Annotated in this window: 15 protein-coding genes; 4 read left to right on the plus strand and 11 right to left on the minus strand. The window is 58.6% G+C overall.

The genetic code is table 11. The features are described 5' to 3' along the window. Nucleotides 1–265: 265 nt before the first annotated feature. Genes GGD63_RS16620 through GGD63_RS16630 form a run of 3 tightly spaced genes read left to right on the plus strand, consistent with a single transcriptional unit; the run spans nucleotide 266 to nucleotide 3,073 of the window. On the plus strand, nucleotides 266–955 hold the full coding sequence (locus GGD63_RS16620) for a response regulator transcription factor (protein ID WP_183243827.1): 690 nt from the start codon (nucleotides 266–268) through the stop codon (nucleotides 953–955). Nucleotides 956–982: 27 nt separating this feature from the next. Next, the gene (locus GGD63_RS16625) at nucleotides 983–2,431 is read left to right on the plus strand and encodes a type II and III secretion system protein family protein (protein ID WP_183243829.1); all 1,449 of its coding nucleotides are present in this window, start codon (nucleotides 983–985) and stop codon (nucleotides 2,429–2,431) included. Between the two features lie 9 nt (nucleotides 2,432–2,440). Further along, complete coding sequence (locus GGD63_RS16630) at nucleotides 2,441–3,073, plus strand: CpaD family pilus assembly lipoprotein (RefSeq protein ID WP_183243831.1); 633 nt, start codon at nucleotides 2,441–2,443, stop codon at nucleotides 3,071–3,073. 196 nt (nucleotides 3,074–3,269) lie between these two features. On the opposite strand, the gene GGD63_RS16635 is transcribed toward GGD63_RS16630, so the two are convergent. The 11 genes from GGD63_RS16635 to GGD63_RS16685 all read right to left on the minus strand — a co-directional run bounded on the left by GGD63_RS16635 (nucleotide 3,270) and on the right by GGD63_RS16685 (nucleotide 12,371). Continuing rightward, nucleotides 3,270–4,307: an EscU/YscU/HrcU family type III secretion system export apparatus switch protein gene (locus GGD63_RS16635; protein WP_183243833.1), complete on the minus strand. Its 1,038-nt coding sequence runs from the start codon at nucleotides 4,305–4,307 to the stop codon at nucleotides 3,270–3,272. Continuing rightward, nucleotides 4,304–5,119 carry a type III secretion system export apparatus subunit SctT gene (gene sctT / locus GGD63_RS16640; RefSeq protein WP_183243834.1) on the minus strand — a complete coding sequence of 272 codons (816 nt, stop codon included), beginning with the start codon at nucleotides 5,117–5,119 and terminating at the stop codon, nucleotides 4,304–4,306. The genes GGD63_RS16635 and sctT overlap by 4 nt, the downstream gene beginning before the upstream one ends. 684 nt (nucleotides 5,120–5,803) lie before the next feature. Further along, nucleotides 5,804–6,079, minus strand: a complete 276-nt coding sequence (locus GGD63_RS16645; RefSeq protein ID WP_025038819.1) for an EscS/YscS/HrcS family type III secretion system export apparatus protein — start codon at nucleotides 6,077–6,079, stop codon at nucleotides 5,804–5,806. 1 nt (nucleotide 6,080) lies between these two features. Beyond that, the gene (gene sctR, locus GGD63_RS16650; RefSeq protein WP_183243836.1) at nucleotides 6,081–6,746 is read right to left on the minus strand and encodes a type III secretion system export apparatus subunit SctR; all 666 of its coding nucleotides are present in this window, start codon (nucleotides 6,744–6,746) and stop codon (nucleotides 6,081–6,083) included. Beyond that, nucleotides 6,739–7,794 carry a type III secretion system cytoplasmic ring protein SctQ gene (gene sctQ, locus GGD63_RS16655; RefSeq protein WP_183243838.1) on the minus strand — a complete coding sequence of 352 codons (1,056 nt, stop codon included), beginning with the start codon at nucleotides 7,792–7,794 and terminating at the stop codon, nucleotides 6,739–6,741. Before sctQ ends, sctR begins: the two co-directional genes overlap by 8 nt. Nucleotides 7,795–7,851: 57 nt before the next feature. Continuing rightward, entirely contained in the window at nucleotides 7,852–8,388 is a 537-nt protein-coding gene (locus GGD63_RS16660) for a hypothetical protein (protein ID WP_183243840.1), read from the minus strand. After that, a complete protein-coding gene (gene sctN / locus GGD63_RS16665; protein ID WP_312013314.1) occupies nucleotides 8,364–9,719 on the minus strand; it encodes a type III secretion system ATPase SctN in 1,356 nt (451 codons plus the stop codon). The genes GGD63_RS16660 and sctN overlap by 25 nt, the downstream gene beginning before the upstream one ends. Beyond that, entirely contained in the window at nucleotides 9,716–10,339 is a 624-nt protein-coding gene (gene sctL / locus GGD63_RS16670; protein WP_183243842.1) for a type III secretion system stator protein SctL, read from the minus strand. The genes sctN and sctL overlap by 4 nt, the downstream gene beginning before the upstream one ends. Continuing rightward, a complete protein-coding gene (locus tag GGD63_RS16675) occupies nucleotides 10,336–10,956 on the minus strand; it encodes a nodulation protein NolU (RefSeq protein ID WP_183243844.1) in 621 nt (206 codons plus the stop codon). Before GGD63_RS16675 ends, sctL begins: the two co-directional genes overlap by 4 nt. A 21-nt stretch (nucleotides 10,957–10,977) precedes the next feature. Then, a complete protein-coding gene (sctJ, locus tag GGD63_RS16680; protein ID WP_183243846.1) occupies nucleotides 10,978–11,841 on the minus strand; it encodes a type III secretion system inner membrane ring lipoprotein SctJ in 864 nt (287 codons plus the stop codon). An 8-nt stretch (nucleotides 11,842–11,849) separates the two neighbouring features. Then, nucleotides 11,850–12,371 (minus strand): nodulation protein NolB, encoded by a 522-nt coding sequence (locus tag GGD63_RS16685; RefSeq protein ID WP_246785520.1) that lies wholly within the window; start codon nucleotides 12,369–12,371, stop codon nucleotides 11,850–11,852. A 190-nt stretch (nucleotides 12,372–12,561) separates the two neighbouring features. Between GGD63_RS16685 and GGD63_RS16690 the strand changes: the two genes are divergently transcribed. Continuing rightward, nucleotides 12,562–13,263 (plus strand): secretin N-terminal domain-containing protein, encoded by a 702-nt coding sequence (locus GGD63_RS16690; RefSeq protein ID WP_183243848.1) that lies wholly within the window; start codon nucleotides 12,562–12,564, stop codon nucleotides 13,261–13,263. The last annotated feature ends 104 nt before the right edge of the window (nucleotides 13,264–13,367 follow it).

The following is a 13,367-nucleotide window of genomic DNA, read 5'->3' on the forward strand; positions in this document are numbered from 1 at the left end:
CAGGACTCTCAGCTTCGTGAGAGATTGCAGGGCTCTTGCCGGCGTAAGGGAGATTTTGAGCCGCGCCCCCCCGCGCAGGCGATCCGCCGCAGGCCGCCAATCCGATGACGATGGACGCGCAGACATGGGTCGCCTGCCAACAACGTCTTGCGTGTCGTTTACGGCTTTTCGAATTCACGCCAAAGCGGCAGCCTCTTGGTTCCGCCGAATCTCATGGTCAGCGTGACACGCTCAAGTCCTGCCGAGGATGGACGAGAGGCGATGAATGCGAATTCTCCTGGTTGATCATCATGCGGACTTTGCCCGCGACGTGAAGGAAGCGCTCTTAAATTGTGGCTTCGCCGTCGACGTGACACGCACGCTGGATGAGGCGGCGGCCGCGCTCGATTGCGCGAACTACCACATGGTCCTGCTCGAATCGGCTTTGCCCGATGGAGACGGATTGGACTGGCTGAAGCAGTTGCGGCGCGAGGGACGATCAATGCCGGCTATGATGATGAGCAGTCTCAATGATCTTAGCCGGCGGATTGCGATCTTCAATGCGGGCGCGGATGATTTTCTGCCCAAGCCCGTGTTTATCGACGAACTCATTGCCCGCATGCGAGCTATTTTGCGACGGTCAACGCAAATGATGGCGCCGGTTGTGACATTCGGGAATCTGCATTTCGATCCGATCGCGAGACAAGTCTCGATCGGTGGTCGAATACTGAGAATTGCGCGCCGCGAAGTGTGCATTCTTGAACATCTGCTCAACCGCGCGGGCCGTACCGTGCCGCGCGCATCGCTCGAAGATAGCTTGTATGCATTTGACGATGAGGTCTCGACCAATGCGCTGGAAGTCGGGATTTATCGCTTACGCACGCACTTGAGCCAAGCGGGTGCAACGCTCAGGATCAAGACCGCGCGCGGTGTCGGTTACACCCTCGAACTCATCGGCGCAGCATCGGCTGCCTAGCCGATCGAACTTGAAAGCAGCACTCCCTTGAACGTGGTTAACAATGACGCCGGCGAGCCGCCGATGGTCGCCAGCGGCTCGCACTATGCCGCTTTTCCCCGCCTCAGCTACGTCCTGTGCGCACTCGCTCTGCTATTTCCGCTTGCTGTCACAGCTCAGACAAAGCGGGATGGCAAAGGGGAACCGCCACGTGCGGCGCCTGGCAGCACCACGGGCACGATCAACCTTACCTCCTCACAGGGCAAGACAGTTCATCTGACCGGGCCGGCTGCGAGCATTTTTATAGCCGACCCGGCGATTGCGGATTATCAGGCGCCATCGAACACCACGATTTTCGTGTTTGGCAAAAAGGCCGGACGGACGAGCCTGTTTGCCCTGAACGACAACGGAGAGGCTCTCGCCGAGCTGCGTGTTGTCGTCACCCAACCGATCGAGGATCTGCGGGCCGCGCTTAAGGCCGAGGTCGGCGACTATCCAATTCAGGTCAGCTATACCCCGCGCGGCGCGATCCTTAGCGGTACGGCGCCTAATGCCGACGTCGTCGAGACCGCCAGGAAGGTCACTGAGCAGTTTCTTGGCGCGGGCGCGCTGGTCGTCAACAAGATCCAGGTCGCAGGCTCATTGCAGGTGAATCTCAGCGTACGGGTGGCAGAAGTCTCCCGCAGCGCCGTCAAGGATCTCAACATCAACTTCACGGCCTCGAGCCCAAACGGCGCTTTCCTTGTGACCGGCAAAGGGGGCGGGTCCGGCGCGGCCGGCGGCGGCGGCACGATCGGGATTGGGTTTAGCGCCGGCAATACCAACCTGAGCGCTGTTCTCGACGCTCTCGCGAGCGAGCACCTCGCCTCAATCCTGGCTGAGCCGAATCTAACGGCCATGTCCGGCGAAGCCGCAAGCTTCCTCGCCGGCGGCGAATTCCCCATTCCGGTGATGCAGGACAACCGGCAGGTTTCCGTCCAATTTCGCCAGTTCGGCGTGAGCCTCGAGTTCGTTCCGACGGTTCTCAACAATAATCAGATCAATGTCCGTGTGAAGCCCGAAGTCAGCGAATTGTCGAGCGAAGGCGAAGTCAAAATCAATGGCATGGCGGTCCCTGCCCTCTCGACTCGGCGGGCGAGCACCGTGGTCGAGCTCGCCAGCGGTCAGAGCTTTGCAATCGGCGGCCTCATCAGGCGCAACTTCAACACTGATATCGGCGAGTTTCCCTGGCTCGGCGATGTGCCGATCCTGGGCGCGCTTTTTCGCTCCTCATCGTTTCAAAAACGTGAAACCGAGCTGGTCATTATTGTTACGCCCTACATCGTGCGGCCCGGACCGAATCCGAACCGGATGAGTGCGCCGAGCGACCGCATCTCACCGCCCTCAGACGCGGGGCGGATTTTGACGAACACGGTGGCCCGGCCGCCGCGAGAGCGCGATGCGCCTCGCGCCAGCGCACCAGGATTGACCGGCAGCGCCGGCTTTATTATCGAATGAGGATCGCCAATGACTTTGCGACATCTGTGCTACCCGATCGTTATTGGAGCAACATTGGGGGGCTGCGCAATGACTGCCTCGATCCAGCCCGCGCCGGCTGACCAAGAGATCCAGGTCGAGCAGAAGAGTAGCGTGCTGTTCCTGCAGAGCCTTCGTGGCCCCGAACGGCATCGGCTGCGAAGCTTCATTGCAGCGACCAGTCGCGGCCGGCGGGATGCCCTCCATGTGGATGTCATCGGCCCCCCCAGACTCATTGCACAGGTGGCCCACGAGGCTCGCGCCATGGGCGTTGCCACCTACAACATCCGCCTGTCCGCTTCTCGTGTGGATTTGCAGCCTCGTTCCGGGGTGAGGATCGAAGCGATCACTTTCGAAGCCCATCCTCCGGTCTGCCCCTCGCTCTCCATCGTCGGTCCCACAGTGAACGACAATTCGTTCAATCCAACCCTTGGCTGCTCAGTCCGGAATAACCTTGCGGTCATGGTCAATGAACCTGGCGACTTGTTAGGCAATGGCGCTGTCATGCCGACCAGTGGTGATCGTGCAGTGCTTCCCATCACCGCACGTGGGGCCACGTCGGCGGGCAACAGGAGCAATTTGGAGGATGAAACGCATAACAGGGTTGCGCCAGAAACCCAATAAGCGGCTCGTAAGACCCGAGCAGCATGAACGTCGGTTGGCCATTCTTGTCCATATCAGTCTTGGAATGGGCCGACGAGCCTCCTGGAATTCAATCTTTGCTCGGTCCTTTTCTTGGGATCGTGCAGCTTGCAGATCAGGTTCTGGGACAGTTGGGTCGTTGACCAGAGATTTGAGCGCATCGCTGTTTTGCGCGACGCTAAACTAGGCCAGCGGCAAAGACTGCCTTTGCAACCCTCTCGAAACACTCCATCGGAACGGCCTTGCCCATCGCACCTTTTCGGATCAGCTGACGCGCCAACACATGATCCTCGACAATGCTCAGACGTTGGGCGCGCGCCTCCGCCAGCAACTGTGAAGCCGTTTCGCCCTCGCCGCGGCACACCAGTACCGGGACGCCGGTCTCGCCCCGAACGTAGCGCAGCCCAATCAATGTCGCTCGCCCCATCAGTATCACTGTCGCCCGATGGATGCCGAGCGGAGACTCGTTCGCCGACTCCCGGCGGAGCCTGCGGTGTTCACCCTTGATCTGCGGATTACCATCCTGTTCCTTGGACTCGCGCTTGGCTTCGCTCTGCGTCATGCGCATGTCGCGCAAGAACAACCAACGCTGAATGAGCAGATCGGCCAAGCCGCCAATCAGAAGAGCGCCGGCAGCAATCGCGATCAGCACTTTGAGCTCTTTAAAGACAAAACCAAAGCAGCTCAAATCGCACACGGGCAAGTATACCAGTGCCCTCCAACTTGCGAGCACAGTGAAAACGAACGTAGCGCCAAGAACCAAAACTTTGACGATAGACTTTCCAAGCTCGACAAACGACCGCTGGGAGACAATCCGCTTCAGCCCTTTGACGGGGTCCAATTTTTCAAAGCTGGGTTTAAGCGGCTCAACCGAAATCGTCAGCCCGCCGCCGGCCAAGACACCGGCCAGAATCGCCGCAACAACCGCCGCACCCAGGATGGGAGCCGCGGCTGTTATAGAAAGGTCCATCAATCCGACCAACGCCTGCCGGGCCGCACTGTTGAACTGCTGTTCCTGCAGCTTGTCGGTGAGCCGCACGGCTTCGCGCCATCCGTCTTCGATCGGGCCCGCCCTGAAGCACAGGCAGCCGAAACCAGCGCAAAGGCTTGCCGCGGTCACAAAGTCGGCGCTGCGCGGGCTCTGCCCTTTCTTACGCGCGTCCCTCAGCTTCTTGTGACTTGGTGGAAGGTTTTTCTCTTCGCTCGTGTCGTTCATTTCAAGAACTTCTCGAGCCACTCCAGCACGCCGTTGAACCGAATGATCTCTGCTCCCATATATTCGATCAGGAAGACGGCGTAGCTGACCATAATGATGCCAAAGGCGGCATTCTTGATGGTCGGAGAGAGGTCGTTCAGCTTGATTTGCGGCGCAAAGCGCCCGAGCAGCATGAGGGATACGTCGATCAGAAGCAGCAGAGCCAGCACGGGCCCGGCGACCACGAGGGTCGTATGCATGACATGGTCGAGAAGCCCGATAAACTCCATTGCCCCGTGGTGGGTTAGGGGCGGTAGCAGCCGATACACGGGCCAGATCAGATAACTTCCATAGAGGCATCTGACCATGGTCTGCAGACCTCCTGATACAACGAAGATCGTGACCGCGGCAGTCCCGAGGAAGAGCCCCATCGGGGCGGTTTGACTGCGTGTGGCAGGATCGTCCAGCTGGCTGGAGATGCCGCGCTGGGTATCAATGATGTCACCAACGGCCTGGATGCTCCAAAGTGGTATACTAAGCAGAAACCCGAACAGCAGGCCGATAAATATCTCCTTCAAACTGAGGAGCGAGACCGCAACCATACGGGTGCCCGGATCTAGTGTCTGCAAGCCGTTCCTGATCTGCATCAAGCAAGGCAATCCAATCACAACCGTCGCGCTTGCGCGGATAATCCCGCCAATGTGCGGTCGCGTGAATACCGGAAGAACCAGCATAATGCCGAGGGCCCGGGCCGCGCCAAGACCGGCCGCAACGACGAACTCGACAGCAGTCTGAATCAGACTTTGCGTCTCGCTGGGTGACAAGGCATCCATTTGAGCTCAGTTCGTCGTTCCTTCAGCCAATGCAACCGTCGCACTCACGTCGCCATGATGTGAGACGTCAAGGACTCTGCAGATCTCGTGTCCCTGCGGTTGCAGAGCGACAGGCCTCCCAGGGCAGATGACTTCGGCTTCAACTATCCATATGACTACAGCCATCCGGCGCAGAGGTATGACCATTCGATGAGAGCACCGGCGAAATCGCGCGCGGCCTACAAGCCACGCTTCTTCCGCTCTCACCGGCCGCAGCGCGGTTTGGAGATCTGAGGGCCTCAAAGCTTCCATCAATTTCGCAGTCTATGGAGATCGGTCTCGAGCGGCACCTTCATTCGCAGGCTCATTCACCAGAATGCCAGAATCGTGGGGCCGCTTGCAATCAAAGCGGTTGCCCGTTCACTTGCGTCGACAACTCGCCAGGCTGTGCATCGAGGACCAGGTCTCAGCAGGTAATTCCATCACATCGTAAGCAATCGAACGGATAGAAATTCCAAATGGGGTCATTCTTCCTCCGAATACGGCAGGCTCACGGAGCCGAACAGGACAGTTCGGATATCTATCCGTCGCATGCTAGTGAGGCGAGCTTTCGATAAGCTGACGAACTCGCCCTTTTGTGGTTCACAATCAAGGCCGACAAACGCGCGCTATAGCTGAAACTTAGATAGCCGTGCGTTCCGCGCACTAATACCTCGCTGTGAGCGCGGGGAACTCAGTGAAGATATGCTGGGCTTGCTCGATCAGCGGCGCGCTCAGCACCGGAGCAAACAGAACGAGCACGGCGACGACGACGAGGAGCTTCACGGTAAGCGGCAAGGTTTGATCCTGGAGCTGGGTTGCTGCCTGCACGATGCCGATACCCAATCCGGCCACGAGCGCTGCCAGGAGCGGCGGTAGAACCCAGATCATGAACAGGACCAGTGATCGGCTCAGGTGGGTGAGGATGCTGGCCTCGTCCATCTCAACTCCCCGGAGATGCGTAGCTTAAGACCAATCCGTGCATGAGCCGTGACCAGCCGTCGATTGTGACGAACAGAAAAAGCTTGAAAGGAACGGATATCATTGTTGGTGACACCATTGACATGCCCATGGCCATCAGAATTGTCGTCACAATCAGGTCAATTGTGATGAACGGAAGATAGAGAAGGAAACCGATTTCAAACGCACGCTTAAGCTCCGAGATCAAAAAGGACGGCACGAGGATCGCAAAATCATCGGCTGTTGCGTTGCCGCGCATCTCCTCCGACCAGATATGTTCTGTCGACGACAGGAAGAACGTGCGCTGCTCCTCAGTGGTGAACTTCTTGAGATGGGCGCGCAGCGGCTCGCTGCCCTCCTTGACGGCGGTCAACCAGTCGTCGGCGGTTTGGTAACGAAGTTGCATATCGGCCACGCGGTTGTATGTTTGCTCGAATACCGGGGCGTCTATGAACACGGTAAGGATCAATGCAGCGCCATACAGAACGATGTTCGGTGGTATGGACTGAGTGCCGAGCGCGTTGCGGATCAGGAAGAGAACGACGGAAACCTTGATGAACGCCGTCGTTGTGACGACTGCGAACGTCAACAGGCCAAGGCCGACGGTCGCCGCAACAAGCGCAAGGATGCTCGGTTGAATGTCAACCATTGACCGCCAACCTGCTACGTAACCGGATGCCCAACGCTTCACCGACACGTACGATGTCGCCGCGGCCGATCAATTGACCGTTGGCGACAATGTCGACCGGACCGTCCAGCTGCCGGCCAAGCTCGAACACGTGCCCCTCGTTGATGCTTCTCAACGTACCCAGCGGGATGGGCCAGCGTCCGCATTCGAACACAAGCGTGATCTCAACACTGTCGATGTCGGCTTCCGAGGGCGGGATTGCTTGCTCCGCTTGGGATCGTATCGTCATATTTGCATACCTTAGAGGATGGGACTGCAGGCGGAATGGTCCCCGAAGAATAAGTCTGTCGCCCGCGACCTGCGCCGGCGCCCACAACTTGTCCGCAGCGAGGATGAGCTGGCCATGGGTAAATGGAATGACGTCGGGCAGCAGTGCGTCGCCGGGCTGTGCTTGACGAAGAAGCCTGACGGGCGCCCGCAGCGAGCCGATCTCTCTCGCAATCACGACCGGCAATTCCGAAGAAATCTTGCCTAAGTCTCGCGCTAATTGGCCGATCAACTCGCCTAACACACGAAACGCAGACGGAACCAGACCGTCAAGTGGCGCGAACAAGAACAGGCGGGCCTTGGCCGCCAGCGGTCCGAAAGTAACGTCGAGCTCCAAATAGGGGTCTTTGGCCGTCGCGTCTTCGATGCGGATCAGCTGCAAATTCCGCGCGAGCATGATCTCTAATCGAGCGAGCCAAGGTTCCAGAGCAAGTTCGAGAAGCAGCGAGCGGGTTGGGTCGGAAGGTAAAGTAAGGCCATACTGGACCGTTGAAATCAGCGCCTCGACGAGAAGGCGGGGCAAGGACAAGACAGCGGTCTCGCCTCCGGCGCAAAATACGCAGTCGAGCATCGACATGGCATATGGCTCGGCCTGCCAAACAAGCCGGCTTATACGGATCGATAGCGGCTTATCGCCAAGGCGGCTCTGCAGAACCGTGCGTGGTGCGGCGACCTCGTTGAGCCACGAGACCACGCCATGCGACAAATTTACCGCTGGCTGAAATAGTGCGGGTTCACCCACGGCATTTACCGACAGGTTCCACGGGCGCAGCTCGCGACGTCATAAGAGAACGAGCCATCAGTTCGAGCCATCGACCGCTTGGCTGCGCGAACCACCCTGATATCGGAGCAAAACCTCGTCGTCGGCATCGATTTCGGCTGCACACTCCGAACGGACAGCGGTAGTGTGCTGGACATCGCCCTCAATCTCCTCCCATTTCTGGCTCGCCGCCGACCGCTTGGCCCATATGGTCCGCGCCTCATTCACTGACCGCTGAGCCTGCTCATGCGCGACGCGCGCCTGCTCACGCGCCTGGCGTGCCGATTCGATCTGTGCTGCCAGTCGCCCAAGGACGAGTTGACAGCGACGATCGAGCTCGGTCACGGACATCGTCTTGAGCGACGCCAGCTCCTGATAAAGTTCAGCTTCGACCTTGGCGCGACGATTCTCCGCGCCTTCAAGATTCTCAGACGCTCGCTGCAGCGCTTCGACCGCAATTCGGCGCCTGGCTTCCATGTTCGACAATTCACGAAGCGCGCTTCGCTCTCTCATGTCTTTCACCAGCCGCAATTTCGACGCTTGCACGAGATTCAGGCCGTCAGACGCGACATCCATGAAACGGTCTCCTCAAAGCTAGACGGCTCGTCCTGTCCCTGGCGCAAGAATGCGCGCAGTTCCTCGATTGAATCGATTGCCCGATCAGTCAGTGGATCGCTGCCCGGCTTGTATTCACCGACCTTGATCAGGAACTCAGCCTCATTGTAGCGCGAGAGCAGATCGCGGAAGACGGATGCCGCCTTTCGATGTGGACCAGAGGCGACCGCATCCATGACACGACTTCGGCTCGACAGCACGTCGATGGCGGGAAAATGCTCTCGCGAGGCCAGCGCGCGCGAAAGAATGATATGACCATCGAGAATGCCGCGCGACTCTTCGGCGATCGGATCACCCGTGCCGTCACCTTCGACAAGCACGGTATAGAATGCCGTGATCGAGCCCCGCTCGCCCATACCGGCACGCTCCAACAGACCAGGCAGCAGCGCAAAGACGGAAGGAGGAAAGCCGCGCCGGGTAGGAGGTTCTCCTGCGGCAAGGCCGATTTCGCGCATCGCACGGCTAAAGCGCGTCAGCGAATCCATCATCAGAACGACCTGCAGCCCTTGATCACGAAAATACTCGGCGAGTGCGGTCGCCATATGAGCGCATTGCGCCCGCTCCATTGCCGATCGATCGGATGTCTCAACGACAACGATCGTGCGAGCAAGGGCATCTCCAATATGACGTTCGATGAATTCACGCACCTCGCGTCCACGCTCTCCTATGAGCGCAACCACGGTGACATCTGCGGCCGCGCCTTTTACAATTTGCGACATCAGCGTCGACTTACCGCAACCGGCATCTCCATAGATTCCGATCCGCTGACCTTCGCCACACGTCAGAAGTCCATCCAGCACGCGAACGCCGAGCGGAAACGGCTGCTCGATGCCACGCCGACTCATCGGGTTGGGCGCCTTGCCGCGGAGCGGACACGTGTGGACCGTCTTTATCGGCCCCTTGCCATCGAGTGGACGGCCGAAGCTATCGATCACGCGGCCGAGCAGGTCGGGCCCGACTGACACCTCCTGCATGCGCCCGGTCGGGAGCACTTCCGCCCGGTGGGACAAGCCTACCAGATCGCCAATGGGCGTCAGCAACACCCCGTCCGGCAGCAAACCGATGACTTCCGCTTCAAGTGACCATCCGGAAGCGTGATCCTGCAACAGGCAAAGTTCTCCAACACGGGCCCCCGGCAACACGGCATGGAGCAAGGTGCCGATCGCACGCGTAATCCGTCCCCGCACGGCACGCGTATCGACATCCTTTGCTGCGAGTCTTAGAGATGCTATCGCCGCATGCACATCTCCTTCTCCGGCCAATTGATCATGGCCTGATCGTTGCGTCGTCACGGAGCGCTTTCCTGAGAAGATGGATTAAGGCTGAGACGCAATGTGCGGAGCTGCGCGGCAAGTCCTAAATCGACACTGCCGAACTCACTCCACAGAAGGCACTGGTCAGGCCCCACGGCCGGGTCCGGATCAATTCTCACTTTCGGCCGACTATCCGTTCCATCGAACGCCACGAATTCATGCCTTAGTGCATCAGCATTCACAGGAGACACGTGAAGGCATACTTCTGCGCTGCCATATCTTTGCTCGATGGCGTGACGAACGGTCCTTACCAACATCTCACCCGGATCAAAGGAGCCCAACAAATCGGTCAATATCTCAATCACGAGCTGTGGCAACTCCCGTTGCAGGACGGCTTTTCGCCGGGCCACATCGGAAGCAGCTCGGGCGATCAGCTGTGCCATTTCGTCCGAGCCTGACCTAAGACCTTCGCAATGGCCGCGCTCCCGCTCCTGCTGATAGGCTTTCCTTGCCCAACTGCGCACCTGCCGCAGATATCGCTGGGCTAGCGCGCGCGTCTGCACCGCATCGTACCAGATACCAAGTTCCGCGGCTGGTATGAGCGGACCAAGCGGCCGTATCCGCGGACTATCTGGCAAGACTGTTTCGTTGGCCGTCATGTCGCTGGCTCCTCCGTGGCCAAGTGGGCCACCACCAAAGACAGTAAATGACCCGCTGAATTGTGGTGTTCGGCTGCTGGGGATTCGGCGGTGGTCCCCACAGGTAAGCGGAAAAGAACGCGCACACGGTCAAGCTCTGTTGCGTCCTTGAGCCAAGCACCAAGGCAGGCACATCCGTCATGTTCAATCTGGCTCGCGAGCTTCTGCGGATCGTCAATCGATGTGGTTGCGACGGCGCTGGATAAGTGTCGGATTGCGAAAGCATGAGCTTCCGCACCAATATTTTCGATCAGAATCGCTACATCGTGCTTTGACACAAGCTTGAGCACCGAACGGGCATGCCAGATACTGCCGGCGAGCAGGGCCGCCCGACGCGGATCATGCCCGAGCAGAACGTCCCTACCCCAGTCGGTTCCGTTCGAGACCAGCTCACTGCCCATTAGCAATTCGACGAGTCTTTGCTGCAGTCTCGGAGTCTTCTGCAGCTGCAGCACTGTGGCGGCCGACAGGAGCCCATCAAGATGGCCGGCAAACCTGCCGGGATGTATCAAAGCGGCAAGCTCGCGCAGGCGATCGGAATGCGGGTTGAGTGAATGATTTGGGTCAGTGGATGCCATCGATACGGACCTGCTTGCCGCCTATTTCGGATCGGAGAACAGTTTTTTGCCGGCGGACTGGACCGCTGGCTTGCTGGCACCTCTGCCGAGATTTGTCACTTTGCGCCAGGATTGACGAAGCTGTCGCCCACGTGTGCTCAGCAGCACGTAAGATAGAATGCCCAACGCGGCGAGCGCACCTCCTGCACCGATCGCAATGTGAGTTGCGATGAATTTGGTTGGTTCGGCGGAAGCTGCCGCTGGCACAACGGAGACCTCATGCTGAGCTCGCTCAACCGGCACGAACACGACCGCCACCTTGTCGTACGATAGACCTTCGATGCTATTGGCGACGAGCATCTTGATCTGCGGCAGCAAGGCTAAGAGCTTCGCGTTGGAGGCGTGTCGAATGAAAACCGACGCCGAGGACGGGGTTGCATCCTGTCGCAAAAGATCATTCTTAGGCAGAACGACATGAACACGGGCGGAGAGAACCCCATCGATATCGTTGATCGTGCGCGACAATTCTTCACTGAGAGCATAGACGTAGCGGGCTCGCTCCTCAACCGGAGAGGCAACGAGGCCTGCCCCCTTGAACACCTCACCAAGGCTCTTGAAGGATTGGCGCGGCAAGCCATGGTCATTCAGCAGCTCGATTGAGTAGGCGAGCTGCCTTTCTTCCACCTGAATTGTGCTGGTCCCATCCTTACCGACGACACGGATGGCATCGACGCCCTTGCTCAGGAGCAGCCCAAGCATCTCGTTGGCTTCACGCTCCTGAACTTTGGTATACAGATCAGCTTTGCAACCGGCGAGGGTCAGCGAAAGCAGCAACAGGACGAGAGCATCAAGCCGCTTTCGTGCGGGCCGGCCATTACCGATCTTGTCTTTTGTCAAGACAGCCAACGGCCCACTCAGCCCGCCGATAGAAGCTTATTCAGAGATGAACTGACAGCACCTGTCCCCTTGGAGATGAGCGAAACCTGGATGACGCCGTTGTAAACATCCCGCAGATTCGTCAGCGCCGAGTCGAAATGATCCGCACCCTCCGGTTTGCCCACTGGATGTACCTCCACTTGCTGCACACGCAAGACCGGTTGCGCGGCCGGCCCAAGCTGCAGACTCTTGGTAGGTTCAGGCTCGCCGACGAGCGCCGGCGAAACTGTACCCGACGGAAGTGGTTTGCCCTGGTGGATAGCAGAAATGCTCTGAAGGACGCGATCGCCTAGCGGGCTCGCCGGCGCCACTGCGCGCTGCACTTCCGGCAGCGATGGAGCTGGCGCGTGCTCGGTCACAGAAGAGGCGACACCTTGGTTCGAGGCCGCCTGCGCAAGACTCTCGCCAAACTGAGCATGCGCCGGCGAACAGCCGTTGGAGGCACACTCGACGGAGTTGGCAGAGATCGACGTAACGCCAAACAACATGGAGGAAATCATTTCTGTCACGTGGTGAGATGAGCCGTTCGTTCACACGAATGGGCCGCACCTTGGAGAAGCAAGCTGACCAAAAACTGACGAGCATCTGTCATCTAATGATCACGGTTAGCTTCCAATTTGGGACGAAGCATCGGCTTCCACATTTTGGGACGAATTCCGGCGCTTGTTCTCAAGTGCAAAAATAGCAGGAATGCTCATCCCATCCACAAGGCTGCACATCTTGACGAAAGTTCTCTATGCTGGTGTTTTCATTTGCTTTGGCGTCGTCGAGGCGCTCGGCGCTCCCCTGGCGCTGCCATCGACGCCTTATAGTTACACAGTTCTGGATCAGGACCTCTCGGCCGCACTGCAGGAATTCGGCAACAACCTAAATATCAGGGTCAATGTCAGCACCGGGGTGAAGGGGCGGATTCGCGGGCGAATGCCGGATCTCCCACCGCGAGAGTTCCTCGAACGGTTGATTAATCTCTACAATCTTCAATGGTACTACGATGGGTTGGTGCTCTACGTATCCGATGCGCATGAGGCGCAAAGCCGCCTTTTGGTCTTGAGTCCAATCAGCTTTGATGCGTTCAAGGCGGCACTCGATGCGCTCAACATCTCCGACGAGCGCTACATCGTGAGACCCGTACCGGGAGATGGCCTCGTCTTCGCCTCCGGTCCACCCCGCTTTGTCGCGCTTGTGGAGCAAACAGTAAAAGGACTTGCGGCAGAGGCACAGGCACGGCGAAACCCGAGCGGTGCCGAAAAGCCGCCGCACGAGTCGGTTTTGATGCTGTTTCGGGGATCCTCCAGCGTGGTCATTCGCGAAGGACGACCGAACGATGCTCCTTCGCCGGAGGGACCACATCAAGACGGCGTGGTTCACACACCTGATGCAGGTAAGAAATGACTTGATGACAACAGATGGCCTGGAAGAGATGCAATGCGTCTGCTTATGCCCTCTGACAGCTTTTCGAAAGCTACTGCTGCATTGTCAGAGCGCGGATGTGTAGA

Source organism: Bradyrhizobium sp. cir1, from assembly GCF_014198245.1.
Taxonomy (GTDB): domain Bacteria; phylum Pseudomonadota; class Alphaproteobacteria; order Rhizobiales; family Xanthobacteraceae; genus Bradyrhizobium.

Coding starts and splice junctions, on each gene's coding strand:
- GGD63_RS16620 (WP_183243827.1), top strand. CDS start 266: ATGCGAATTCTCCTGGTTGATCATCATGCGGACTTTGCCCGCGACGTG.
- GGD63_RS16630 (WP_183243831.1), top strand. CDS start 2,441: ATGACTTTGCGACATCTGTGCTACCCGATCGTTATTGGAGCAACATTG.
- GGD63_RS16635 (WP_183243833.1), bottom strand. CDS start 4,307: ATGAACGACACGAGCGAAGAGAAAAACCTTCCACCAAGTCACAAGAAG.
- sctT (WP_183243834.1), bottom strand. CDS start 5,119: ATGGATGCCTTGTCACCCAGCGAGACGCAAAGTCTGATTCAGACTGCT.
- GGD63_RS16645 (WP_025038819.1), bottom strand. CDS start 6,079: ATGGACGAGGCCAGCATCCTCACCCACCTGAGCCGATCACTGGTCCTG.
- sctR (WP_183243836.1), bottom strand. CDS start 6,746: ATGGTTGACATTCAACCGAGCATCCTTGCGCTTGTTGCGGCGACCGTC.
- GGD63_RS16660 (WP_183243840.1), bottom strand. CDS start 8,388: ATGGATGTCGCGTCTGACGGCCTGAATCTCGTGCAAGCGTCGAAATTG.
- sctL (WP_183243842.1), bottom strand. CDS start 10,339: ATGACGGCCAACGAAACAGTCTTGCCAGATAGTCCGCGGATACGGCCG.
- GGD63_RS16675 (WP_183243844.1), bottom strand. CDS start 10,956: ATGGCATCCACTGACCCAAATCATTCACTCAACCCGCATTCCGATCGC.
- GGD63_RS16685 (WP_246785520.1), bottom strand. CDS start 12,371: ATGATTTCCTCCATGTTGTTTGGCGTTACGTCGATCTCTGCCAACTCC.
- GGD63_RS16690 (WP_183243848.1), top strand. CDS start 12,562: ATGCTCATCCCATCCACAAGGCTGCACATCTTGACGAAAGTTCTCTAT.